The 26515-nt window shown below is 43.4% G+C and carries 17 protein-coding genes, 1 tRNA gene, 1 pseudogene and 1 riboswitch; of the genes and pseudogenes, 4 read left to right on the forward strand and 15 right to left on the reverse strand.

The window, feature by feature from the left end; translation table 11 throughout:
* Nucleotides 1-3 precede the first annotated feature (3 nt).
* The 5 genes from CL176_RS09060 to cobT are packed head-to-tail and all read right to left on the reverse strand — an operon-like array spanning nt 4 to nt 4935.
* Nucleotides 4-666, reverse strand: coding sequence for a cobalt-precorrin-8 methylmutase (locus CL176_RS09060; protein ID WP_118991023.1), 663 nt, complete (start codon nt 664-666; stop codon nt 4-6).
* A 2-nt stretch (nt 667-668) separates the two neighbouring features.
* The gene (locus tag CL176_RS09065; protein WP_118991024.1) at nt 669-2075 is read right to left on the reverse strand and encodes a cobyrinic acid a,c-diamide synthase CobB; all 1407 of its coding nucleotides are present in this window, start codon (nt 2073-2075) and stop codon (nt 669-671) included.
* An 8-nt stretch (nt 2076-2083) separates the two neighbouring features.
* Complete coding sequence (hemL, locus tag CL176_RS09070; RefSeq protein ID WP_118991025.1) at nt 2084-3373, reverse strand: glutamate-1-semialdehyde 2,1-aminomutase; 1290 nt, start codon at nt 3371-3373, stop codon at nt 2084-2086.
* The gene (locus tag CL176_RS09075; RefSeq protein ID WP_162890926.1) at nt 3339-3824 is read right to left on the reverse strand and encodes a flavodoxin domain-containing protein; all 486 of its coding nucleotides are present in this window, start codon (nt 3822-3824) and stop codon (nt 3339-3341) included. The genes hemL and CL176_RS09075 overlap by 35 nt, the downstream gene beginning before the upstream one ends.
* Before the next feature lie 22 nt (nt 3825-3846).
* Complete coding sequence (gene cobT / locus CL176_RS09080; protein WP_205528107.1) at nt 3847-4935, reverse strand: nicotinate-nucleotide--dimethylbenzimidazole phosphoribosyltransferase; 1089 nt, start codon at nt 4933-4935, stop codon at nt 3847-3849.
* A 218-nt stretch (nt 4936-5153) separates the two neighbouring features.
* A riboswitch (adenosylcobalamin (AdoCbl) riboswitch) is annotated at nt 5154-5304 on the reverse strand.
* A 637-nt stretch (nt 5305-5941) separates the two neighbouring features.
* Between cobT and CL176_RS09085 the strand changes: the two genes are divergently transcribed.
* Nucleotides 5942-6529, forward strand: coding sequence for a helix-turn-helix domain-containing protein (locus tag CL176_RS09085; RefSeq protein ID WP_118991027.1), 588 nt, complete (start codon nt 5942-5944; stop codon nt 6527-6529).
* Between the two features lie 17 nt (nt 6530-6546).
* A complete protein-coding gene (locus CL176_RS13085) occupies nt 6547-6795 on the forward strand; it encodes an IS3 family transposase (RefSeq protein ID WP_420824191.1) in 249 nt (82 codons plus the stop codon).
* Between the two features lie 532 nt (nt 6796-7327).
* Here CL176_RS13085 and CL176_RS09095 read toward each other — a convergent pair.
* From CL176_RS09095 to CL176_RS09135, 9 genes and pseudogenes are all read right to left on the reverse strand, one after another.
* Nucleotides 7328-8086 carry an ABC transporter ATP-binding protein gene (locus CL176_RS09095; protein WP_118989994.1) on the reverse strand — a complete coding sequence of 253 codons (759 nt, stop codon included), beginning with the start codon at nt 8084-8086 and terminating at the stop codon, nt 7328-7330.
* On the reverse strand, nt 8073-9089 hold the full coding sequence (locus CL176_RS09100) for a FecCD family ABC transporter permease (protein ID WP_162890927.1): 1017 nt from the start codon (nt 9087-9089) through the stop codon (nt 8073-8075). Before CL176_RS09100 ends, CL176_RS09095 begins: the two co-directional genes overlap by 14 nt.
* A gap of 50 nt (nt 9090-9139) precedes the next feature.
* Nucleotides 9140-10066, reverse strand: a complete 927-nt coding sequence (locus tag CL176_RS09105) for an ABC transporter substrate-binding protein (RefSeq protein ID WP_118991030.1) — start codon at nt 10064-10066, stop codon at nt 9140-9142.
* Nucleotides 10067-10290: 224 nt separating this feature from the next.
* The gene (locus tag CL176_RS09110; RefSeq protein WP_118991031.1) at nt 10291-10515 is read right to left on the reverse strand and encodes a hypothetical protein; all 225 of its coding nucleotides are present in this window, start codon (nt 10513-10515) and stop codon (nt 10291-10293) included.
* Nucleotides 10516-11070: 555 nt separating this feature from the next.
* Nucleotides 11071-12073 (reverse strand): annotated as a pseudogene (locus CL176_RS09115) (IS30 family transposase).
* A gap of 161 nt (nt 12074-12234) precedes the next feature.
* Nucleotides 12235-13113, reverse strand: a complete 879-nt coding sequence (locus CL176_RS09120) for an SIR2 family NAD-dependent protein deacylase (RefSeq protein ID WP_118991032.1) — start codon at nt 13111-13113, stop codon at nt 12235-12237.
* Nucleotides 13110-13886 carry a protein-ADP-ribose hydrolase gene (locus CL176_RS09125; protein WP_118991033.1) on the reverse strand — a complete coding sequence of 259 codons (777 nt, stop codon included), beginning with the start codon at nt 13884-13886 and terminating at the stop codon, nt 13110-13112. The genes CL176_RS09120 and CL176_RS09125 overlap by 4 nt, the downstream gene beginning before the upstream one ends.
* A 58-nt stretch (nt 13887-13944) precedes the next feature.
* A complete protein-coding gene (locus CL176_RS09130; protein WP_118991034.1) occupies nt 13945-14277 on the reverse strand; it encodes a glycine cleavage system H family protein in 333 nt (110 codons plus the stop codon).
* 9 nt (nt 14278-14286) lie between these two features.
* Entirely contained in the window at nt 14287-15300 is a 1014-nt protein-coding gene (locus CL176_RS09135; RefSeq protein ID WP_118991035.1) for an LLM class flavin-dependent oxidoreductase, read from the reverse strand.
* Nucleotides 15301-15427: 127 nt separating this feature from the next.
* Between CL176_RS09135 and CL176_RS09140 the strand changes: the two genes are divergently transcribed.
* Both CL176_RS09140 and CL176_RS09145 read left to right on the forward strand, forming a co-directional pair.
* A complete protein-coding gene (locus CL176_RS09140) occupies nt 15428-16453 on the forward strand; it encodes a lipoate--protein ligase (RefSeq protein ID WP_118991036.1) in 1026 nt (341 codons plus the stop codon).
* Nucleotides 16454-17251: 798 nt separating this feature from the next.
* Nucleotides 17252-17324: transfer RNA gene (locus CL176_RS09145), tRNA-Thr, on the forward strand.
* 228 nt (nt 17325-17552) lie between these two features.
* Here the strand turns inward: CL176_RS09145 and CL176_RS09150 are convergent.
* Complete coding sequence (locus CL176_RS09150) at nt 17553-25967, reverse strand: Cna B-type domain-containing protein (protein WP_118991037.1); 8415 nt, start codon at nt 25965-25967, stop codon at nt 17553-17555.
* Nucleotides 25968-26515: the final 548 nt, after the last annotated feature.

Below are 26515 nucleotides of genomic sequence, written 5' to 3' on the forward strand. Positions count from 1 at the left end.
CCTTTACTTCGTATAAACACCGATGACATCTTGAAGATTATACTGAATCGCATTAATAATCGCTGCAGCAATATTAGAGCCTCCCTTACGGCCTAAGCCGCAAATACTAGGAATATTGGACTCATGCAAGTCCTGCTTAGATTCTGCTGCTCCAACAAAGCCAACCGGTACTCCAACAAGCGCTACAACATCCTGAAGACTTCCCTCATCCAACATTTCCATAATACGATAAATCGCTGTCGGTGCATTTCCAATGACAAAAGTTTTAGGTCCGGAAATCTGAGCAGCAATCTCAATCGCTGCCATCGAACGCGTCATATTTTTTTGTTCAGCTAATTCAAATGTTTCTGGATTATTCACGAAGCACTCATAACGACAGCCATACTTATCTAATATTTTCTTGTTAATACCTGATAACCCCATATTGGTATCAGTAATAATTGTCCCTCCATTTTGGATAAGTTCTTGAATTTTTATATCTGCCTCTCCAGTAATCTGAAGATTCTCCATATAATCATAATCCGCGCTAGTATGAATACAACGTTTGACGATATCTTCCTCCAACTTAGAGCGGAATTGATGCTCAGGAAAATCTCGTTCAATTTCTTTACTAATTATTTCGAAGCTACGCTCTGTAATATTCTGTGGCTTACGAATGTATGTCATTATTATTTACTCCTTCTGTAATCACTCATTGCTCGAATGAGATGTCTGATAATGTTTCGATTTTGATAGAAATGCAAGTACATATATGATGCAAAACTGCGCCTTACTTGATACCCACCTGTCCAATCTTTTAAACACTTACCATCTCTGATTTTCTGAAAATCTGCAACCGTTGGAAGAGTAGTATCAAAATCCGAGTAATGAAACTCATGGCCACGAAGGATATCTCCTTTCATGCCGAGTACTGTATCTTCCTTTAAGGTCATCTCGCAATAACCAAAGCGACGGAGTCGAGGAGTCTGATAAGACACTCCCGGGAAAACTCCAACCATAGGATGGACACCTACTTCTGTTTCTAACGTTTGACCTAAGTACATTAAGCCACCCGTTTCACCATAAATCGGTGCTCCGCTTTGATGCGCATATAAAACTGATTGACGCATTGACTGATTCGAAGCTAAGGCCTCGGCATGTAATTCAGGATAACCCCCACCAAAATAAAAGGCCTCTGCTTCAGGCAAAGCTGAATCATTCAGCGGACTAAAAGGGATAAGCTCAACGCCCCAATCCTTCAGTAAACTGAAATTGTCCTGATAATAGAACTGAAAGGCAGGATCCTTTGCATAGGCTAAACGGTATGGAGCATCTAAATTAAAATGTACCTCTTCTGACTCATCTGGCTGAAATTTCGCAAGGATAGATTGCCATGAGCGGTGCTCTCTGGCAACTTCAGAACAATCCAAGAGCATATTGATATCCACTGTGTCCTCTAAAACTTCAGCTAATATTTGAACTTGTTCTAGAAGGTTAGTAATTTCATTTTCAGGCACTAGCCCAAGTTTTCGTGAACTTAGATGATACGCTTCATTTTTTGGCACATAACCGAAAACAGTAATATTTGTATAGTGTTCAATAGCACGTTTAAGTAACTCAAAGTGACTTGTCGAATTGACTCGATTAAGAATAACACCGATAACATTTAAACGAGGCTCCAAATCTACAAAGCCCTTAACAATGGCTGCAGCACTGGTCGATGTAGCTGCACCGTCAACGACAAGAACCACTGGCAAATCAAGATGAACTGCAATGCCAGCAGAAGAACAATAGAGTTTATCTAAACCATAGCCGTCATAGAGCCCCATAACTCCTTCTACCATAGCAATATCTGTACCTACTAACGCTCGCGCATAGAGGGCTCTTAAGACCTCTATATCTTGAAGCATGAACTGATCTAAATTAACAGATGATCGTTGAGTTATTTTTGTATGAAAAGCAGTGTCTACATAGTCAGGCCCAACTTTATATGGCTGTACAATCAGCCCTCGATTTATTAACGCTTGCATCAAACCAAGTGAAATCGTCGTTTTACCAACTCCACTAGTTACACCAGCAATGAGAAATTCTTTCATTATATTAACTACTTTCTACATAACGATTGGAAGACTTTATCAATCGCTTCTACTGTCAACTGAAATTCAACTTCTCCATGTTTCGTTGAAACGAATAGCGTTTCATATTGAGACGGTGGAATGTAGATACCTAAGTCTAATAACCCTGAGAAAAATCTTTTAAACATTTCCTGATTACTAGCCTGAGCGTCCGCATAATTCTCCACTGGTGTCTCTGAGAAGAAAATACTAAACATGCTGCCAAAGCTTTGAAATTGTACAGGTAAAGCATACTGCTCAGCTAAACTTAAAACTGCCTCTTTCAATCGTTCAACGTAGTTCACTAACTGATTAAAATCTTCTTCATGATAATTCTTTAAAGTAGCAAGTCCAGCTGCCATAGCTAAAGGGTTGCCGGATAGAGTACCCGCCTGATATACAGATCCCAGCGGTGAAACAAAAGCCATAATTTCTCGTTTACCGCCGTACGCAGCACAAGGAAGTCCACCACCAATTACCTTTGCTAAGGTCGTAATGTCTGGTTGAATGCTATAAGCTTCTTGAGCGCCACGATATGCAGCACGACTTCCTGTCATCACCTCATCGAATATCAATAAAGCACCAAATTCTTCAGTAAGTTGACGGATTCTTTGCAGAAATATGTAATTGCTTGGTACCAAGCCCATATTACCTGCAACCGGTTCAATAATGACCCCAGCAACTTCGTTTCCATGGAGTTCAAAAAAGTCCTCCAAAGCAGCCATATCATTGTAAGGCAAGGTACTAGTTAAGTTAGCAATTTCTTCAGGAACCCCTGCAGAATTAGAAGTACCATAGGTAGCTACACCAGAACCAGCTTCCACCAGAAAAGAGTCTCCATGACCATGGTAACAACCAGAAAATTTTACAATACGTTTGCGTCCTGTATAGCCTCGAGCAAGACGGATTGCACTCATCGTTGCTTCCGTACCAGAATTAACAAAACGTAATTGTTCCATAGATGGATATAAACTCTGTAGTAATATCCCAAGTTCTGTTTCAATGGGTGTGGTTGCACCGTAGGAAGTGCCTTTGTTAGCTTGCTCAACAATCGCATCAACTACTCTTGAATCGCTATGTCCTAACACGAGAGGCCCCCAACTCAGCACATAATCTAAGTAATGATTCCCATCAACATCATATAAATACGCCCCTTCACCTTTTTCGATAAATATCGGATCTCTTTCCATCGCACCGAAGGCTCGTACTGGGCTGTTTACACCACCAGGAAAAACCTTCTGAGCCTCATAAAAAGCTTTTGTTGATTCGACATACTCCATGTCTCCACTCCTTCATTTCTGTTGCCAAATGACAGGCTAATTTTTGTATTTCTTGAATATCATCATCGAAATCTGGATATTTATCTACCTTTACGGGATGATAAACCGATTCCCCTCCACATTTGATAAGCAAATTTTGAAAACTTAAGCTTGCCTTGCAAAATTTATTTGACCCATAATATAAATCTCCTGAACCAAATACACCGAAGGGTAAACCTTTTAAATTCTGGTCTTGTAACCATTCATACACATCTAGCATTTCGTCAGGTATATTTGCATCATTTCCATAGGTATACGTTCCTATCAGAAGCCCTTGATAGGGCTGAAGGTCTCCAAAAGTAAATATTTCAGGTGTTACTAACTCAGTTTTTACCCCATAACTATCAAGAAACTTAGCTAGCATTAATGCAATTTGTTGCGTATTCCCTGTAATACTAGCGTATAAAATCAAAACACGAGGTACCCTCATCATTCTATGCGTAATCACCCATCTCATTTGCTACTTTAATACTTGCTTCACATATCGGGAACATTAGGGCAGCCCCGGTTCCTTCTCCCAAACGCATCCCCATATTCAAACACGGTTTTAAGCCCATTGCTTCGAGCGCGATTGGTCCACCATGTTCTGCTGAACTATGAGACGCAATTAAATAATCAACAATATCTGCTTTGAATTTGTAAGCTACAAGGCCTGCAGCATTAGAAATAATTCCATCAAGAATAGTTGCCGCTCCCGCATAGGCGCCTCCCAAGATTGCCCCAACATTCGCCGCTATTTCAAGCCCTCCAATCTTGCTTAAGACATCAACAGGGTCATCGGCGTGAGGTTGATGCTTCGCAATTGCTTCATCAATCACTTTTACCTTTCGTTCCAAGGCAATATCATTAATACCTGTACCGCGATTTGTAACATCAGCAGCAGGACGACCTGTGAAGAAGCTAATCAAGGCAGAACTTGGTGTCGTATTAGCCATTCCCACTTCCCCAGTTGCCAATAAATTATTTCCCTCAGCCACTTCATCTATTGCAATTTTAGCTCCGATAAGCAAAGCTAAAAGTACTTCTCTACGACTGGCAGCTGACTCCTTCGCAAAATTCTTGGTCCCGTTTGTAATTCGCCATTGCGCAGAATTCGCCTCAGTTGGCTCGCTAGCCATCGCGACATCCGTACAAATCACCTTCGCTCCTACATGATTGGCTAATACATTAATACCCCCTTTATTCTCTAAGAAGATATGAAACATGCTATCCGTTAAGCTCTGTTCACATTGGCTGACCCCTTCTTCAATAACTCCATGATCACCACTCATCACAAGAACCGCCTTCCCAGTAATCTCTGGTTTGCCGGTCCTCTGCACTCCGGCGAGTTTAATAGCCACATCTTCTAAAACACCTAAAGCGCCCACTGGCTTACACTTATTAGCCAAACGATCAACCATTACATCTTGAGCCTTCTTATCTACCTGTTTAATACCATCTAATATTTCCTTGAATATTGCCTCTAATTCCTGGTCAGTATACAGTTCAAAATCCTTTGCTTTTGTTACATTGTTCAAAATCATTGTGAATTCCTCCTTTTAATTGATGGTACAACAAAAAGCAATACACTCCTCCCTGTATTGCTATCGAAATATTCTTAAAATGTTGATGTGCTGAATAAGCTTCATTGCTTATAAGTTCGTCGTTGAACATCAGATTGCAACACATCAAGAATATTCTATGATAGAGACTCCAATACCGCTAAAATGAGCCTGTTTCAATCGATGTGCGACGATGCACAAAAGACGGCACTGTTTTACCTCGAAACAGCAGCGTTTAAACTTTAGCAAACTAATATAAAGATCTGACTTATATCTTACGATAATTACAGTGGCGGGACCGTGTTGGATTTTCACCAATCTTCCGAATATTAGTTTCTCTTCGTTTCTATCCTAAACACATTTTATTAAATCCTTTCCTAAAGGTCAAGTTAAATTAAATTTCCCTCAATATTTATATCCTCTACAAATGAAATATCCTACTCTAAGGTCATAGTATCCTAGAGGAAGGGATATCACGCAGTCAATAAAAAGCGTTAGCCTGAAATATTAATCGATTCTGAGACACTAAAAGAAATAGTAAAACTCTATTGAGTCAAGTATTTTGACTTTAATTTTGCACATTTCAGTGAAATGCTTAAAGATGATTAGTGAATTCATATATCAAATCAGTCCCTTCGAAATATCTTGAAAGAAGTGATTGTTATCTCTCCTCTGTCAACGAGGAAAATCAATTGAGAAATAAAAGCTAAACTGGAAAAGAAAGGTGAAAAACGGTTAATTAAACAAGAAAAAGAAACACTTAAAATGTAGTTACCGTGGAAGGTCACAAAGCTCATCTAACACAATCTCATTATAAATATGCTGGTGATTTCTTACAAATGGACGCCTCGAAGCATCATTGGTTTGTCGATGATAGTAATTATTATCCTGAATTATCCATAAGAATTAATAATGAAATAACCCTTACTAGAAATATTGTACTGCCCCTAAAGTTGGACCAAGAAATCTAACTTTAGGGGGTATTTATATGGCTAAATATAGTTTAGAACTTAAAATGAAAGTAGTCGGAGAGTATCTGTCTGGCACAATTGGAATGAATTCACTTGCTAAGAAATATCATATTAAACCGCCTAAACAAGTGCGAATTTGGATTAATGCCTATCAAACATTGGGGATCGAAGGCTTAAAGCGCTCTCGTAAAAAGAACTCATATAGTGTAGAATTTAAATTAAAGGCAATCACTATGTATGAATCAAGCGAGAAATCCTATCAAGAGGTGGCTAATGAGTTGGGGCTTAATAACCCTAGCCTCATCGCCAGATGGCGCAAAGAATATCAAGAGCAGGACATTAAAGGACTATCTCGCAAACAAGGGAGGCCAACATTGTCTAAGAAAGATAAAGGCAAAAAAGAACAACAAGCACCTTCTAAACCCTTAAAAATAAACGACCTTGAACTGGCAAATCAGCGAATTGAAGAACTTGAATATGAACTAAAAATGCAAACCATTAAAAATGAATACTTGGAAATGTCAAGGAACTTGAGGCAACAGAAAGCAATGAAGACAAAGCAAGAGTCATCCACAAGCTCCGACAACAAGAAAAATACACCTTAACTGAGATTCTTGCTGCCATTGGCTTTCCCAAATCTACTTATACGTATTGGCAAGCCCAGTGGAAAAAAACAAATCCTGATAAAGAACTAAAAGATGAGATTCTAGAGATTCGAAAAGAGCATCCAAACTATGGTTATCGACGGATTCATGCCACCCTTCTTAAGAGAGGGATGGAAATAAACCGAAAGAAAGTCCATCGTATCTGTAAAGAATTAGGAAGCCAAGTGAAAAACTTTGGTCGTAAATATCGAAAATACAGTAGCTAAAAAGGCGTTGTCGGAAGGATTGCACCGAATCGAATTAGACGTCGATTTAAGAGTTCTCTGCCATACCAGAAGATCACTACCGATACGACTGAATTCAAATACGATGAGCAAGATGCGAGTGGGAAGCCACAAATTAAGAAATTATACTTAGATCCATTTATGGACTTGTATAATCTAGAGATCATCAGCTTTAAGATATCTCATCAACCAAATAGAACAACGATGCTTGAGGCTTTAGCAGAAGCCATCGAAGCTCCAAAGGAATGCTCATAATCTTCCAAAGTATGTCCAGAAAAGGCAATTGCTTTGACAATGCACCGATTGAAAACTTCTTTGGTGTGATGAAACAAGAAATGTACTATACCACAGAGGTGTGGTTCAAAAATTATCATTTTTATCTGTCTACTTGACAGGGGGCACTCCAAAGGCTTAGCGCCTCTTTTTAATGTCTTCATGAATAATACAGGATTATTACTTGCACGCAGCAATTGACATAAGAAATCGGACTCACTTTTATATGAGTCCGATTTCTCTATACATCCCAAAGCTTCATCCGGCCTTGCATCAGACTTTGGACATCGAAGCCGTAGGCTGCTTCTAAGTTAGCGCTAGATAATACGTTGCTTAAATTGCCTTGACGGATTACTCGGCCATTGGCTAGTAGCAGTCCGCGGTTACCATAGGCTCTGGCAAGGGTTAAGTCGTGCATAACGCTGATGACCGCTCGGTTTCCTTGATTAAGCCAGTGTTCAATATGGGAGAGAATCTCTTCTTGATAGGCTAAATCTAAATGATTTGTCGGCTCATCCAACAGTAAGACTTGGGGATCTTGGGCGAAAACCTGGGCCAAGAAGACACGTTGTACCTCACCGCCAGATAGTTCATCGAGTGTACGTTGACGCATCGTTTCGAGGCCTGTTAAGGCAAGCGCCTCGGCTACTTTCTGCTGATCGACTTGCTTCAGTCGGGCAAAGGGGCCATTATGGTAGGCGTAGCGGCCAAGCTGGACCACGTCTTCTACGCGGTAAGCATAGCTAGGCGCTTGCACTTGGCTTAAAAAGCCGATTGCTTGGGCTCTTTCGGCTGGGCGATAACTCTGGACTGCCTGGCCAAGAAGTTCGACCTTGCCTTGACTGGAGATGACACCGGTTAAGGCTTTCAAAAGACTGGATTTGCCTGCACCGTTGGGGCCAAGAATCATGAACCAGTCACCCATTGCTATGTGAAAAGAGACATCTTGGACGACCATTGTATCACCGTAGACGACGGATACGTGATTAGCTTTTAGCATGGCTGGCCCCCCTTTGCAAGAAGAGATAGCCTAATAGGAGCGCACCAATAATCGACGTAATTACCCCAATGGGCAATTCCCGGGGACTGATTAAGGTACGGGCGAGTAAATCCACGAGCATGAGAAAGTTCGCTCCAGCAAAGATCACAACCGGTAATAAACGCTGATTACGGGGGCCGATAATTATCCGACAGGCATGAGGGACAATGAGCCCGACAAAGGCAATATTGCCACTTACGGCTACCGCGCAACCGATTAGACCTGAAGCGCTGAAGAAAAGCAACCAACGCGTTCGTTCTGTATCAATTCCCAAATGATAGGCCTGCTCTTCGCCTAAGGCAAAGGCATCGAGTTCCCGTCTTTTGCTCATAGCTATTCCGCCAAATACGAGATTGGCAAGGCATAGAAGAGCAACATCATGATAGGAGCTTCCGGAGAGTGAACCCATGGTCCAAAAGACAATCCGCTCAAGCTTTTCTTGAGAGAAAGCCATGAGGAGACTCATGATGCTCGAAGTAAGCATGGAGAGGATGAGTCCAAGTAAGATAACTGTCAGATTGTTAATCCGGCGATCCCGACGGTAGGCTAGCGTAAAAATTAGGATAAAACCTAGCAGGGCAAATAGAATTGCACCAATCACCGTGCCTCTCCAAGGTAGGTTCTTACTTTGAAAACCGATAATGATAGTGAGAACTGCCCCTAAAGAAGCTGCGCTAGAAATCCCTAGGGTCGATCCGTCTGCTAAAGGATTGCGCAACAAGGCCTGCATGGTAGCTCCCGCAAGGGCTAAGGAGATACCTACTTGACTAGCAGCCAGAACCCGCGGCAAGCGGATATGGTAAATGATTTGCGCCGGGGTGCTTGTGATGGGTGCCTGGTGCCAGACAGCCTGTAAACCGTGCCAGACGTCATTTAAAGACAAATCAACGCTACCGTAATACAAGCAAAAGCTGAAAACGAGAAAGGTAAGTAAAAATCCCCAAACAAAAGCCAATCGTTTCATGACACACTCCATCAATCTAAGTCTTTGAGCCAACTTGACCGTCAAGGTCATTACTCTTCATAAATAAAGTGATATAAGCTTTCAATAGCGTCCGCAAGACGGGGCCCTGGACGGGTAAATTCGTCTGCGTTCGCTTGGAACACCTGTTGCCTGTCAATAGCAGTAACATCCTGCCAGCCAGTCCGATTTAAAAGCTCATCAATTGGGTCAAAACCATCAGCCGGCATACTGGTCGTGACGATGTAATCTGGATTTAAGTCTAGGACTTGCTCAGGGGAGATTTCAGCCCAGCCTTCAACTTCTGCGAAAATATTGTTGACTTGTAGCATTTGGCCAATTTCATCCATGAATGTCCCTTGTCCAGCTGTCCACAGGCCAAATTCAAGGGGCGAGATTTCATAATATATTGTGTGTTCTTCCTCGGTCGTTTCCTTTGCCAAGTGGGTATATTCTTCAAAAGTCGCTTGCATTTCAGCGATGAGGGCCTCCCCTTCGGCTTCTTTATTTACGAGTTTAGCCAAGCCTTGGATGGCTTCATAGACTTCAGCAATCGTTGAGGCGTCAGTAACGTAGACAGGAATCCCTGCTTCCTCAAGGCGCTCCATCTCATCTGGGGAGAAGGACATAGCTGTATCAACTACCAGTTGCGGCTGTAAAGCGAGTATTTCTTCCAAATTTAGGTTCTCGCCAGACCCCACCGTAGGAATATTTTCCACCCTATTTGCTGGGTAGTCCACGTATTCACCTCGCCCAACGATTAACTCATCAGCCCCTAAAGCCACAAGAATCTCTGCATCGGCGGGATTTAAAACCACGATGCGTCTTAACTCATTGACCACAGTCAACTCCCGACCTAACATATCCGTTATCTCTGTTGCGTCAGTGCTTGTAGCCTCAACATCCATGGCATTAACCGGCACAAAGGCTATGGAAAGTATCATAAGTAGGCTAAGTATGCCTTGCCAAGTTTTTCTCATCTTTCAATTACACTCCATTCATTTTTTCTAGTTGCATTATATATCAAAGTTGCCATTGAAACAAGCGTTCTAAATCTATTGAATAATCTTTATCTAAATAACTAAATAGAAAGCTTATTAAAAACAATTTAATCCATTCATTTGTCAAACTAATCTATACACATCCAATATGTTTTTCAAAAGAACTACCATCGGCGTTTTATAGTTAAGTGATTTCCATGGGATTAGGTTTCTACGCGGTGATTGACACTCTGGATAAAACCTTCCGAGAGCTCATTAAAATTAATGCCTTTTCTTAAACCATTCTTGTAAAGCAAACTATTGGAATGTTCATTCAGACCACGTTGGTTAGGATAATCTGGATACACAAAAAAGATATCTATTTCATGCTTATTGGATACTGATTGCCAGTTTGAGAATTCCATCCCACAATCAAAAGTGATTGACATGAAGAGATTTCGTAGGGATCTGGAAGCATTTTATCCAGCCTATCTTCAATATCAACGGCAGTTTTCTAATTCAGTTTGAACCTTATGATAGTTTTTAAGGATCTTTCTGCAAGTGTAATCACTAATCTCTCTTACTCGGTTAGCCAATAATAGTATCACCTTCCAAGTGACCGAATTCTTCAGGAAAATGTGGATAAACTAAATGATAGTCATCAATTAATCTACGGGAGGCTTGTTTACCATGCTTTCTTTAATGCCCATTCAGCTTACGTTTCCTTATCATGAGCAGTGTTTTTACGCCATACTTAGAACTATCCTTGAAACGCCGGTAAAGAGTTCTTATCGAGAGGGGAATTAGCCGTTCACTACGACCGATGATGACATCTGGCGTTCAAGCTTTCTCAACCTTAGGCTTGACATAGTCAACTTCTTCCGGTGAAAGTTAGATTTTCTTAGTCCACAATTCTTTTATTATCTCGATTGTCAATTTAAGTTAGAAATTTCTACACTATATGATGAATGATTAAACTTGGTGACACACTTGTGCTAACCACCTTAAACACCCCCCTCATCAAACTCTTGACCAGTCAGGTGCTTGATGAAACCATAGTTCTTAAGTGACTGGCATAATAGCGAGGTATTTGATCCAAAAGATGGGCCAAAAACCTCCAGTGGAGTGTAGTCGTTAAGAGATTTACGTGGAATGATATGTCGCTTGAAGGTTACTTCCTTAAGAAAGTATTCATCCACTTCATTAAAATCAGTACCTTTAGGCAGACCTTCTCTTCTTAACCATCCGTTAGAATGCTCATTCCGTTCTCTTTGAGATGGGCATCCTAGGTCTGCAAAGAAGATGTCGATATTAAATTCATTGCTTAAGTCTTTCCAGTTAGAAAACTCTTTGCCATTGTCCAAAGTCAGAGATTTAACCAGACGGTCAGGGATTTTAAGGAAGAAACGCCTCAATGAATCCGTTACTTGACATGCTTTACGACCTTCTGTCTTCAGGGTAATTGCTAATTTACTTATTCGTTCCACTCGTGTAATGGCCGCACTTTGGTGGTTCTTACCAACGATAGTATCCCCTTCAATCAGGATAAGCCTCTTGACGCCGTTCTAGTCTTCTACGGTCATTTAGACGGCCCCTCGTTTCAACATGCTGATTCGCTTCTCGTTTACCTTGCATGGGTAAATCTCTGACATCAAAAGCAGGGTCATCTTAGAAGCGACGGCAAAGTGTTTTTGCACAGCAATTCAAGTCAATTTCCTGGCGTCCAATCATCACGTCCGGTGACCACCCTTGTGACTCCCGGTCATTGTTATAGGTGATTTGATCTTCTGTGAACTGCTTCTTCTTAGAGCCACACTTAGATTTGTTAGCTTTGTAGCGTTCATAATAGTCGACGATAGTTTCACCATCGTCTAAATAATGATAGACATTATAGATGCTTTGAGCAGATCATCTTAACTTTTTTGCAACTATGTAAGCTTTTTCGCCAATTTCGTAATAGTTTTCTATCCAAGTCAGTTCTTTCGTGGTAAGATGTGTGTAGACCATTTTGTATCTACTCCTTTATTTGTGATTGCTCTCATAAATAGTGTAGCACAAATGGTCTTATTTGTTTTTCTAGCTTAATTTTACAATTCAGGTTATCTTATAGCGACTTTAGTACGCTTGAATAGAATAACCTTCCCTATGCTAACAAAGCCTTAAGCCTATCACCTAACTACCTCATGCGCCTCTTGAATATTCTGGGCAATATCTCCCTTCAGATGAACCGTCCGCTCCTTAATTGCCTGTGGGATGCGGTAATTCTTTGCATTCATCGTCACGAATAAAGCATCTTCATTGGCTGCTGTCATCTCCTGGAAGGGATGCTTAATAAATTGTGGGGTCGTATGGCCGACACCAATTTCTAAATACAGCACTTTCTGCCCTGCAACTTCCTTTAAGAAGGCTTCGTAACGCGCTTCTTGCGCTTTAAAGTCGGCATCCTCTACCATTCCGGTCTCCGCGTCACGTTTGTTAATTTCAAGTGGGGCACCACACTCGGGACAGTAAGGGATTAATTCGCTAGGCACCTTCATATTCTCTTGGCGCTCGACCATTTCGCGCAGCAGGTCATGGTCTTGATAGGTTTGTTGATGGCACTGCTTAGAGCATTGGAATAAGCCGTATTCCCCTTGCTTGTAGAAGACTTTATCCATATCGTATTCAGCCGCATAAAAGGCATTATCTGCATTGGTAGTAATCACATGATACGGCTTGCCTTCTAGCATTTCCTTCAGATTGACATAGGATGGTCCAACTGGCTGATCTAAGTAATTCATCGCTACGAATCGGCTTTGAAAAGCCCAATACTCCTCGATACTTTCGAAGTTGTACAAGAAAGCTTGCAACATGTCCAATAGGCCATACTTTTCGATAAAGTCAGGAAAGGCTTCATTAAAGCGTTCGCCAATATATTTAAAGCCGTCCGCTGCCGACATTCCTGCTCCAATTCCAACAACTACCGCATCAGCTTCTTGAATAAGTGAACCAAGCAAGGCCCCTTCACTTAACCCTTCCTGCTTAAAGCTATCCCAAACTATACTCATGCACGCCCTCCTAATTGCTTTTGGTAATAATATAAATCTTCGTCTTTAAAGACGTTAAAGACAACCTTCAATGGACTGCCCGTCTCTTGCAAATATGCCTTAACTGTCGCAACAGCCAGCTCACTCGCCCGCTCGCCAGGGAAGCCAAAGACGCCCGTTGAAATACAACAGAAAGCCAGTGAATCCAAATGATGCGCCTCAGCCAGCTTCAAGCATGCTTGATAAGACTTAACCAACATTGCTTCCTTCATCGGCGAAAGTTGCTGGCCCCTTGGCACCATTGGCCCGACGGTATGGAGCACATACTCACTCGGCAAGTTAAAGCCGGGCGTAATCTTCGCCTTCCCAACCGGCTCTTTACGGCCTTGTGCTTCCATCAAGTCCTGGCAGGCCAAGCGCAGTCGCACACCTGCCTTCGTATGGATGATGTTATCAATACAGGAATGATTCGGCAAGAAGCAGCCCAACATATCTGAATTGGCTGCATTGACAATTCCATCTACGGCTAACTGGGTAATATCCCCTTGCCATAAGTAAAGCTGTTCACCTTGGATTGGCTCTAAATCTTCTAAAGTCACCACATCACTTGCCTTGAGATTTGCTTGCAGATACTGATCCTCCAAGGCCAAATATTCCTCAGAAATCGGTTCAGCAGGACGCACATTCACCAAATGACGCCAACGTTCGTACAAGGTCGCCTCTGGCAAATCCGGCTGGCCAGCCTCCTGCCAGAGAAACGTATACATTGCCTCTAAAGTGCTTGCCATTTCCATCTACCCCCCCTTCAAAAAAAGTGCCGGAAAGTCACTGCTTTCCAAGCACTTCTAAAATTTACGCATCTTCAAGTGCATTGAAGCTTGCTTCGTCCACATCGGTTAACTTCACAATCCAATGCTCATCTTCTTTGGCTGAGTTAAGTAATTGCGGATTCTCTTCCACGGCTGTGTTGCGTTCAACCACTTTCCCTGCAATAGGGGAAGCCATTTCCAGAACGGTTTTGGATGCTTCTAGATTCAAAATCGTATCATCTACCGCTAACTCGTCCGCATCGCTAAATTCAACAAAACCAACCGTTCCAATATCATCTTGTAATTCAGCAGTCATACTGATGGTGTAGATGTCGTCATTCTTAGTCACTAATAAGAAATTTCCAATTTTTTGCATAAGGGCCTCCTAATATTGTCCGTATTCTTCTGCGAGTAATTCTAGTGCTTGTTGGCGTTGGTGAACGCCTGGCATGAGAGGGATAAACAGAATTTCATCGGCAGCGAAATGTTCTGTAATCCGGTCCAGTTGAGCCTTCACGTCGGCTGCATTCCCCGTAATCATGCGTGTTCGATTCGCTTCAATCGCTTCTTGATCGGCTGGTGTGAGTTTATAATTGGCTGCCGTTTCAACCGATGGGAAGGCTGAGAATTCCGCGAAATCCTGCTTGCCAAGTAGCCAAATGTCCAAGACTTGAATGAAGCCCGAAAGCTCTGCTTCATCTTCTGATAGGACGACGAATGGCGCAAACATCACATAAGGCTCAGCCATCACCTTCGACGGCCGGAAATTCTTGCGGTAAATCTCCGCCGCTTCACGGCCAACGTCCAACTTGTTCGAACTAGCGTTGGGAAATAGGCCGAAACATAAACCGACGCCCGCTTTCGCCGCATTGAGCGCTCCCCGTTTACTAGTCGTCAATTGAAACATCTGTGGTAGGTTATCCCCCGAAGGATTAGCCTGTAAACCAGCGAAGCGATGCGTTTCATCTTCCGAACCCGTTAAATAATGGTAAATATCTCGCACACTCTTCTCATAAGCAATGCGACCGGTCTTCGTTTCATTTAAGGCATCATTCACCAAGGGCGTCCCTAAAGTATTGCCATAACCTAAGTCTACCCGCCCGGGATGGGCTGCTTCAAGCATTCTGAAATTCTCGGCGACTTTAAAAGGACTGTAATGCGGCAACATGACACCGCCTGAACCTACCCGAAGTTGCTGGGTTTCACCTAGAATATACATCATGAGAAGTTCAGGCGAACTGCTTGCAAAAGCTGGCACATTATGATGCTCAGCCACCCAGAAACGATGGTAACCAAGCTTTTCAGCCGTTTGAGCAAGCCTTAGGGAATCAGCAATGGCCTCTTGACCAGTTCGGCCCTCGTCCACTTGCGCATAATCTAAGACACTTAATCGAACCACATGCTACCTCCTCTACTTAGAATTTACCCTTTAACTTTATCATATTCTACTTATTTATCAAAGTCTTTGATTTGCTAGAAGATTTCTATTTGATATAATTATTCGTATCAGAAGAGGAGGCACACCCATGTATATTATTGAACACGTTCGCAACGGCCAGGAAATTCTCGATTTAGGCACACACCTCGCCATGCAGGTCTATGCTCTGGAGCACATCCATCTGGATGAAGGTATCGTCTTCCCTTACCGACCCAGCGCATCCGTTCAAATCGGCCGCTACCAGAATACCATCGAGGAAATCAATGCCCCGTATATAGAAGAAGCTGGCATTCAAGTTGTCCGCCGGGACACAGGAGGCGGAGCCATCTACATGGACCGCAACCATGTTAACTTTGTCTTTATCCTCAACGAAAGTGAACCGAAATTTGAAGATAACTTCAATAAAATCTATGCCCCTGCTATCCAAGGATTACAGAAATTGGGTGCAAGCAATGTTGAGCGAAGTGGGCGAAACGATCTAGAAATCGATGGGCAGAAAGTATCCGGTGCAGCCTTAACTGTCACCAAAGGACGCCTTTATGGGGGCTATTCCTTGCTCTTAGATATTGATTTCGACGCCACCGAACAAGCCTTGCGCCCTAGCCAAAAGAAAATCGAATCCAAAGGCATTAAATCTGTGCGGCGCCGCGTTACACCGATTCGCCCGCATTTAGGCGAGGAATACCAAGACATCACCCCAGAAGCCTTCGAAAAGCGCATGCTCCTTGAAATCTGTGGTGTAGAGCACGAAGAAGAATTGAAATACTACCGCTTGAGTGACGAAGAGTGGGCTGCCATTGATCAAATCGTTGCTGATAAATACGGCAACTGGGAATGGAACTATGGTACTTCCCCAAGATACGCCCTAAACCATGAAGGACGCTTTGCCGGTGGGACATTAAGTGTCAGTTTAGCTGTCAATAAAGGTGTAATTGAAGACATCCGAATCTATGGTGATTTCTTCGGCACCCGCCCCATTGGCGAATTAGAAGAAGTGCTAGTCGGTACACGGATGGATAAGCCTGCCCTTATGAAGGCTTTAGCAGAAGTGGATTTAACAGCTTACTTAGGTAGCATTACGGCAGAAGAGCTCGTGGAATTGATTCTAGAATAATTTTAAATAACTTACTCCATAATTCGGAAGATTTTCCTGCAAGGACTTCTAACGCACTTAGGATCCTAACTCAACAAAGACCGCTTCGAAGAGGCACATAGTAGACTCCACCTCTTGCTTGGCTAGGAGGTTTCGTCTTTGCTTGCTAAGACACGCAAGTGCGTTGGCGAAGCCGAAGCTCAGAGCCTAAGTCACTTCACTTTGTTACGCATGTAAGAGTGTAAATTACTAAAGCAAGAACCTTCTCATCAACTACTTTCCAAGGCTCTGAAATACGCCAGTTCATCCTGTTCTGGCGGGGAAATCTTTCGATTTTTTCTGTAAATTATTTGTTTATGCCATCTCATGAGTATAAGGTGAAATCTACATTTTAAAAAATATTTATAACACTGACCTGCAGTGTATAATTTTACGCAAACATAATAATATTGCATTGTTTTCGAAGTAGATAATTATGTCCTTAGAATTCGCAAATCTATAAACTAGAAACATTGGTATCACAATATTCAAAAGGTGATAATAGACTATAGTATAAATTGTTTAAGTAATTCACGTAATATACTAAATCCTCCTACATACTCACCCTTAAAGATAGCATTTATTACCCTCCTTTCTTCCACATGATTTTTCTAATGTTAATACTTGTGACGAAACTTTTGAATCTAAGAGAGTGACATTCTCACTCTTACCCTGGCTTTAACTAATGACAAGCATCTAATTTTACGAAGGAATAATTGGGTTTGACAAAGGGATATTACTTCTGATAATATACTAATGTTAAAGTTAAGCAATAATAACGCCGGAATAGCTCAGCTGGCAGAGCAGTGCACTCGTAACGCAAAGGGCGTAGGTTCGATTCCTATTTCCGGCATTTCTATTCATAAGACTTCTTAAGGCTACTCGTCTATAAATAAGCCCTATATTTCGCTCGATTATGTTATAAAAAGCGTTCCCGGACTCCTTTTTCAAGGTGCCCAGGAACGCTTTTTCGCTATTGGCAACGATTAACTTCACGATAGAATACGTCAATAATTTTTTATAACACTTAACAAAATCTACCTCAGAGCCTAACTCATCACTTTTCTGCATCGAGATGCTCTTAATCCACTTCCCAACGACGTCTGGTTACCAATACCAAACTTAGTCCGCTGACCAAGAACACACCAGCAAGTGTTACATAAGCTATCGAATCATCTACCTCGCCTGTCTCTGGCAAAATAGTTGCCTGCTGCACCGGTATATCCTGGCGTACCTCTGATCTTGGTTCCGGATCAGGTTTTGGTTCAGGTTCGGGCTCGGGCTCGGGCTCAGGTTCGGGCTCGGGCTCGGGTTCAGGCTCGGGCTCGGGTTCAGGCTCGGGCTCTGGTTCAGGTTCAGGCTCAGGCTCGGGTTCAGGCTCGGGTTCGGGCTCAGGCTCGGGCTCTGGCTCTGGCTCGGGTTCAGGTTCAGGTTCAGGTTCGGGCTCGGGCTCAGGTTCAGGTTCGGGCTCGGGTTCGGGCTCGGGCTCAGGTTCAGGTTCGGGCTCGGGTTCGGGCTCGGGCTCAGGTTCAGGTAGCTTCTCGTTAACGATAACGAATCCGTCTTTGGCGTTGCCTCTAATCTCGATGAGTTTGAAGCCTTCAATGGTATCTTCTTCAATAAGATATTGCAAGATCAGACCTTCAGCATCAGTTTGGTCGATGTTCTTGAAGACGAAGCTTTCTTGACCGTCGGCTAGTTGCACGCTGTCAATAACTTTGCCGTTAGATACTAGTTGAACGGTAATCGTTGGCTTCGTTCCATCATAGTTGGACCACACTTTGCGGATTTCTATTTGTGTCTTTGGAATAACATAACGGTTGGTAATAGTCAGACCATCTGCGCCTAATGTCGCTTCAAAGTTGGCTGGTGGATCTATTTCACGAATTTCATAGGTATAAGCCTTGCCTTGTCGGTCATGGGCAGGCAAGTCGGTCCAACGTACGGTCGTCGAGTCGTCTTGACCGCGAACTAATTGAGCCTTCGCAACCGATTCAAAGTCTGTACTTCCAGCTGTTTTACGTACAAGTTGCAGGGTGACTGTTTCTGGTCGGACTTGGCTGCCACCTTGCCATATTTTGCGGGCTTCGATATCTGTTCGCGTTGTAGTCTTCAGATTCTTGAACATGTAAGACTGACCTACGGCCTCACCTGCGCTATCCACCAAAATAAAGGCAAACTTATCTGGTGTCCGATTCTGCACATTCTTCGGTAGGCGTGTTTCGTCTTCTACGGCCGTGTAAGTATAGTCTATGCGCTCGGTTGACTGTAGCGTCATACTACCATCTGGATTCACAATAAAGTGCTGTTCCTCGCTATAAAGTGGGAGATTCTTCAGCCAAGCTTGCCATTGATTCCAAGATGAAAGTCGGACCGTTTGATACTTAATACTTTGCCCAGTCTTTTCATTCTTCTGATAAATATCAAAGTAAGCGTACATGCCTGCCACATCTGAAGCATCTGCTGGTACTTCTATCCAGCCCCATTCACCGTTTGATTCCTCGCGCCAATCTTCGCGGATCCATTCTTTATTCAAGTGAATGAAGGTTGATTCTTCAAGTTTAAGCGAAACCTTATTGGACTTCTCCTGCTGACTCGTCTCAAAGGTGTTATGAGCTAGGCGGTTGTTCAATTCAACGAGATTCAATTGTTCATAAATTGGTTGCCCCGCTTCGTCATAAGCAATTGAGCCATCTGGGTTCAGCTTCAAGGTCATCGTCGGTATCCGCATTGGTACAAGGAAACTAATCTGCTGGCCTGGCTTAATGAGTGTTCCTGGACGTTGTTTAATGCGAATTTCACTAACTTTCGAGAAGTCACCCGGATAGCGTACTTCCGCATCGTCCACCACATAATAAATATCGAAGTGATCTGGTCTTGAACCCATTGGGGTGACATAACCGACTAATTGCGGCGTGAATCCATTGTCAGCTCCCTTGATTGGCAAGCGGTCAATTAAGTTTAAGTTGCTCAGACCAACTTCTACACCTAAACCTCCCGTATCTAATGCTTCATATTGATAGTCCAGGCGATAATCGAAACGTTGACCATAATGCAAGCGAGCAGTTCCTTGGTGCCAGTCACTCCAGCGAGCTGTGCTCTCATCATACCAACGAACATATTTATTAGCCTTCGAATCTCCTTCAGCAATGACAATCGGAGACTGATCGTAACCGGTCCATGGAATTGAGCCGAATAAGCTTTGATTCTCCTTAAGTCCCATCAAGGCTTCATGTACTTCTACGCCTTCAATAGAAAGATTAAAGAGAGGTTTGCCTTGACCTTGAAAATCTGGCACTTCGAAATACGGTAGTTTAACAATTACCGCCTCTTGGACTGGCTTGCCTTGGGCTTGCCTTAGAGCAGCTTCTAAGTGTGGACGAAGTGGGTCATCTGCGGCTAAATGCTTGAGATAAGTATGGACATCTGAAATAGCAGTAACATTTACTTTCTGCATAAATTGTGTTTGGAAATCTGCGCCAGCGGCCTGATTCGCGTTATCATATATGCCTTCTGTTTGGTGCTGCAAATTATCCCAGAAGACTGTCAACGACAAATTCGTATCTGGGCCAACAACCAAGCCTGTCGGCAGCAAGTCGATGAGTACCGCATTCTCCATCTTCACATAGCCATTCTCGCTGTATCGTGCGGCTTCTTGCGGACTTAGTTGGGTCTCAGGGTTCAAGGTTTCTAATTTGCGCAACTCTTCTAAACGTTGACGAGAAGGCATATCTAAGGAAACAACCATTTCAAATGATGCCGTCTCAGTCGGCAAAATGCGCTTAGCGCCTGTGGTTTGCTTATCCAAATCATTATTGTCTGGCCGATCGCGACTTTCTGGAGTGTAGGTAATGGTGATACGGCTTCCCGTCAACTCTCGCTGTTCATCCCTCAAAGGCGCTGCACCTTCCTCGCCATCACGACTATTGTCAGATTCTACAATACAGTGGCCGAGAATACCCACATGACAATCCGAATGATACCAACTGTCGTCCTTATTCCATGGATTAATTACATCCGAGCGTCCCTTCAAGTAACTGGCCGCCCCATTGGCGAAATAGCGCCGGTTAAAGCCGTGTTCATCTTGATAAGCCGCCATAAGGTCAATGCGTTCCTTGGACCGTAAGGAATCTTCACCGAGAATTTCAGATACATTGGCATAAGTATCATCTGAAACCCGGATAAAATTCGGGTTAGCCAGTTGGCCAATCCGGTCCATAAATGGCTTAAAGTTATCATTTAGCATGTAGCCATAATCTTCAAACGCTAAGGTAGATCCTTGTACAGCTTGATAATCCAGCCATGAAGTCCCTTCTACAAGGGGCTTGACACTGATTTCCCCAGCCTCTAGCTTGCTATCAACTAGATTACTTAAATGAGTATACAGAAGACGCAATTGGTCATCCGTCAAATCAGTGATTTTTTGCTTGGCTAGGCTAGCTAATGATGCTGGTAAGTCCTCCTCTGCTTTAAAACGCTTGTCCTGCATGAGAGCATAGAGTTCGTTATGAACGTAAACCGCGCGGTTAGTCAACGGATTACCATAGGCATCGGTATAAGGAATGTCTACTTGTGGCTTAATCACTGTCGATACCCCTATCTTGCGCTGAGTCCGAGCTGGAACATGAACACCTTCCTTCATCACCACTTCAAAGGCGTTAAATTGAGAATTCAGTACATTGTACGGCAGGTTTGTGTCATTGCCTAGCTCAATTCGACTCAGAAACTGAGCAACATTCGCCTTAATCGTGTCGAGTGAGGCCCCTTTTTGGACGGTGTCTCTTAAATCATCCATCATCTGTTGAACGCAGTGCTTCGTTTCATCGACATTCAAGTCTGGATCGGTCTCGAGTGTCTGGATTAAGCCCTCGATCGTATCCGCCTGGTCGAAAATTTCTCCCGTTCGTTTCCACAATTTCATATATTGATCTACCACTGGCAGACGATACTGCCCATTAACTTGGTGCAAGAAACGCTTGAATAAATCAACGCGAACTTCCCCAGTTATCGGGTCATAACTCATCCATTCAGCAATGTTCGTAGCTTCTGGTCCCTGATCTTTCAGCTCTGTAAAGCTATCAGACAGGTTGCGCAAGACGTCAACCATAATAAAGTTATAGCCTGTCAAGCTTGGATTGACCCCAAAGCGAATCCGGTCGACTTCATCAATACCGAACAATTCATTGTTCGCCTGGAAGACGCGGCCTTCGGCCTTCGCTTGCTTGGCCAATTCTTCCATAATCTGTGCCGGGGCATTAAAGATAAGTTGCTTAAAGATTAAATGATTATCTAGCTGCCCTTCAAAGAAGACTAATTGATCTGCCAATGTCTGCGGATGATTCAAGGCACTCGAAGTGTTGTTATAAGTCAAATACCACACAAGTTCAGCCGGGACATCTTCAAACCACGTGCCTTCAGCATTCACGGTCAAATCCTTACCAGTTTGCTTCTGGTATTTACGCAGAATTTGATGAATAACCGCTATATTGGCATCCGTTAAGCCGTCCCTTTGGCCTTGTAGATAAGCAAGCAACTGCTCCGTACGGCCACGGTCACTTTCATGGCGGTAGAAGAGATTGAATAATTCGTAGTCCATCTTACCATCCCGAAGTTCCTTCGGTGACTGCTTACTAAAGCCGGCATAATTCTTCGGCGCTTGCAAGCGGAAGGTATGAACTGTTTCGAAATAACGGCTTGGATCATTCGGGTCACTTGGATCTTCGGCGAAAACAGAACGCAATTCTCCTGTTTCTGGATCCAAGTAACTAGCTTCCCACACACTAGTATATAAATGATGGGTTGTCGAACCAGCCTTAAAGCCAGGGAATTGCCATTGTACTTTCGCCCCATTGACCATATCTATTAAGCGCTGATGATCCGCGTAATATCGGACTTGATCACCATAGTTTTGCTTAATCTGGGTCAATGGCTGATTAGCAAAAAGAAGCTCCCCATTCGGCGCATAAAGCTTGCCATTTACGAAACTAGCAACAAGATCACCATTCTCATCTTGAATTGTTGACCCGTAAGTCGCCCAATCAATCATCGGTGTATCGACCGGTGGCGTATAATAAGCCTTCTCCTCAAGATACATTAAGTCCGTAAAGACATGGGCGGCAGCCATTGCCGTAGGCTTTGTATACCAGGCGTCGTCCACCCACTGAGCCTCTGTTGGAAGGGCTACAACTTGGCCTCGGTCGTTTAAGACGTAAGCAGAGACGTCCTGAACAATTCGTTCATCTGGAATAATCACATTCCCAGGAGCAATCACGAAATCACCTGGATGACTCACGGTAATTTGTTCTCCCACGTGAATGCGTCGTGGTTGCTCATTTACTGCTTCGACAAGTTCCCATTCGCCGGTCAATTCATTCTGGCGTAAAGCGAAAGCTTCCACAAGATAGTTATGCCGGTCGACCACAAGTTTTTCGCTTGGAGTCGTCTGGGCTTTCTTCGTCTGATTAATGGTATAGCCATCCGCATCGACGCCAATACCTGGCCGGAATTTCAGGCTAGTATGATTCCCCAAGGTGTCCGTGACGTGCCAGTCTTTGTTGGCATCTTGGCGGGCATAGAAGGTTTCGCCATCTAATTTAAAGGTATAAACACCCGGTTCATCTACCAATTCAGTTGCCTGCATCAGGAATTTCCCTTCGATATCAAATACCGCAAGTTCTTGCCATTGGGCTGCTTCAATGACTTGACCCTCTGCCGTTAAGACATAAGTACCCTCCGGTAGAATTCGGCCATAGAATTTACTGCCATCTTGGAGAATTTGTCCACTTAAAGGAATCCAATCATTGCGGACTCTCAAAGTAACTTGATCAATCAACGTGCCATCAGGAATTGCTTCATAGCGCTCATCATAAGTATATAAGCCTTCCTCAGCAATATGATAGTAGGCACCGACTTGCGCTTGTAACTCCTCTGGCGTAACCGTTGCGTCTGCTTCATAACGCTTCGTTGTAGTATTATAACGGAAGGTTGCTTCTCCCACACGTAAAGTCGGCTCTGCGAGTTCTAAGACGCCATTCTTCCAGCGGTAGGTCGCTTTATGATAGCCTTGGCCTTCAATCGGAATTGCTCGAATGAATTGATGCTCAATATAATCAGCTTGATAGTCTCCGGCTTGATTATATAATTTCTCGTCTTGGATATAATAACTGGCTTCAGTAGGTGAAGTCGGATCTACACTTGCTTCCAGGAATAGATAAGTCCGATCACTTAAATCAATCAGGGAATGTTGCTTGCCTTGGTTATCGACATAATAGAATTGATCTCCCTGCTGGTAAACCGTATCAGTCAAGGAAACGAGTTGTCCGAGAAGCGCACCGTCAACGTAAATATTTCCTTGATTATCCCGCGTTATCTCAGACCCATCCACCCTTTCCCGGACAAGTTCTAAGATAAGTTGCTGATTCGCCTCATTGTAATAATACTGTAAACCAGATTCAGCTGGAATATAACGGGCGAACTGACCGTCATAGACAGGGACATCGATAACCACACGAACGTTTTCTAGTTCAATCCCATCGGCTGGCCCGGCTTGAATCGGCAAGTCTAGAAAATCAGTCCCTTCCACAAGCTTGTGGTGGAACTCCAAAGTCTTGAGGTCTTGGTCGTCTTTAATTCTATCCGCTGTATCCACTTGCCCAGCGTTCAGGGGCATTTCTCGATTGGCCCCATATTGGCCGTAACTATCATGCCCTGGGTCAAAAGGATTACTATAATATGGAGAGTTCGTTGAATCAAAGCCAGCGCCAGGTCCCACTTGCGCATAGTCGTCCAGCTCAGACTTGGTTACTTGGAAGATACGCCGGCAATGAGCCAACTCAGTATGATCCACGCCTTCTTCTGGCTGAACTGCATTACCTTGGAGGAGGCGAATATTCAAAGCGATTGGATCTTTGTAGAGGCCTTTTTGGAGGGTCCAGGAAAGTTGTCCGGTGGCGAAATGCTGCCCAATATTTTCGTAGTAATATAAATGTCGATTGCCATTGTGGGAGACCGCCGTTGCATTCTGATAAGCAAGCGGATTCGTATGTAAATAAGCTTGGCTAGTAGTTGGGTTAGTGAGTTCGATTTCTAAGGTAACCGGTCCAGTGGCATGGTTGTTGACCAGTTGATAAGTTAAATTCAGCGGACTGTTCGCGACCACATAATAATCATGTCCATCCTCTAATAACAAGGTTGGAAGCGCATTTTGGTTCAGGTACACGTTGAATTCGTGGTCAGCCGTTGGATCCTTAACATAGCGCAAATCGAACTGATCTGGATATGCATCGACTAGGGCTTGGTATGCTTGCGATGCTTGTTCTAAGTCTTCTAGAAGCGCTTGGCTTTCTGCCGTTGTTGGTGCTGATTTCTGCTTGAGGCTTGCTTCTAAAGCTTGAAGTTTCGTTTCCAGCTTGGTCCGGGCTAATTCATAAGCTTCAGTCAATTCTGGCGAAGCTTGATCGGTTTTAAGCGTGCGGCGCAATTGACTTTGATGGACTTGCAAGCTAGGAATAACCGTCTGCTTCTCGAACTGAGTCGCCTCCCGAGGTAGACTTGCTTGCGCCGCTTGGAGGGAAGCCCGTAAATCAGCCAAAGCAAACATATCCTGTTCCTTAGCCTCAGGGGCGATACTTCTGGCCTCTTTCAACAAGCGGTTAAGGGCTTGGCCTGCTTCTGGCGTTAGACGATTGAAGACACTCTGCTGATTTAATTGCTTGTGCAAGGCTTGAATATCTTTGATAATCTGTTCAGTTATCGGCACTTTAACTTTCGGAGGCTCATCTTGCGTCAATTGGAATAAATTCAAGCGCTGGCTTATCTTTTCAAGTTCTGCCCGGAAATCGGCCAATTCCTCGGGTGTAGCCAAACTCAAATCTTGCTCAGCTAATGCTTGTGATTGGGCCAAGAGCTCCTTATAGGCATTCTGCTCATAAGTTGTAAGCCCTTCGAGCTTCTCCACCCGGGCGTGATTGGCTAATTTCAAAGAGAAATCTTCTTGAAGCTGTTGCGCTTCTTCCAGCGTCGGGGTGCTCGGATCCGCTTCCTCCGGAGGGGTTGGGTCCTGCGATGTGTTAGGTTCAGCTACGGGATCGGCCTGTTCATCTTGATTCGCCTCTTTGGCTTGACTTGTATCTTCAGTTGGGTTGGCTTCCTCAACTGGCTCTGTCGGCCCGTCCCTGTCAGGATTATCAATTGACTCATTATTTAATTCAGAACCTGCTACCGGATCGGGCAACTCATCTCCAGGCGCCTCAGGCGTAGGGTTAACTGGCTCTGCCTTACTTCCTGTATCCGCTTGAAGCTCAGTCGGTTCAGATTCCGTAATTAATGGTGCATCCGCAGGCTGGGTAATTTCAAGCGAGGTGGTTTGGGTCGGTTCAGTAGCTACGGGGATATCTGCTGCTTGAACATTGCCTCCTGCTAGAAGCAGGCTACTAATTGCCACGCTTAAAAGTCCAAACTTGGTTTTGCGCAAACTATAAACATACTTGCAATTCATTAGATTCGTCTCCTTCCTTATGATGACTCGTATTAAAACTTGAAAAGTACGCTTGCCATGTCATTTTTTTCGGTTGAAACTCCTTTCAACTATTCAAATTATCCATTTATTAATGATAAGATACACAAAGTTGAGAATTAACCAAGATTAACTTAATTTGAATCTATGATTTTATGATGCTGTTATATAAACTCCTGTCGGCGCTTACTTTTTTATAACCTAGTCAATTGTAAATTTACAGTAGCTTTGCATAAATCGAGATTATAGATAGCTTTATAAAGATATTACAAATATAATAAAAATCCTTCTAATAGAGATGGATGACTTATCCAAATCCAAAACAAAAGACAAAGGCATGGGTAAGTATTTTTTAATAGTTTGCATCCATTCTTTTTGAAAATCATTCAGTTGATGCCAAAAGTGCTATCGCTGAATTCAATCGCTATTCGAAAAGAATTAACCTTTGAAAAGGTACTTAAACTGCTACTTTACGCCATTAGTAGTGACCTTGACAGCTTTGTCGAACTTTTGATACCTGAGCGATAAAT

Source organism: Suicoccus acidiformans (genome assembly GCF_003546865.1).
Classification (GTDB): Bacteria; Bacillota; Bacilli; order Lactobacillales; family Aerococcaceae; genus Suicoccus; species Suicoccus acidiformans.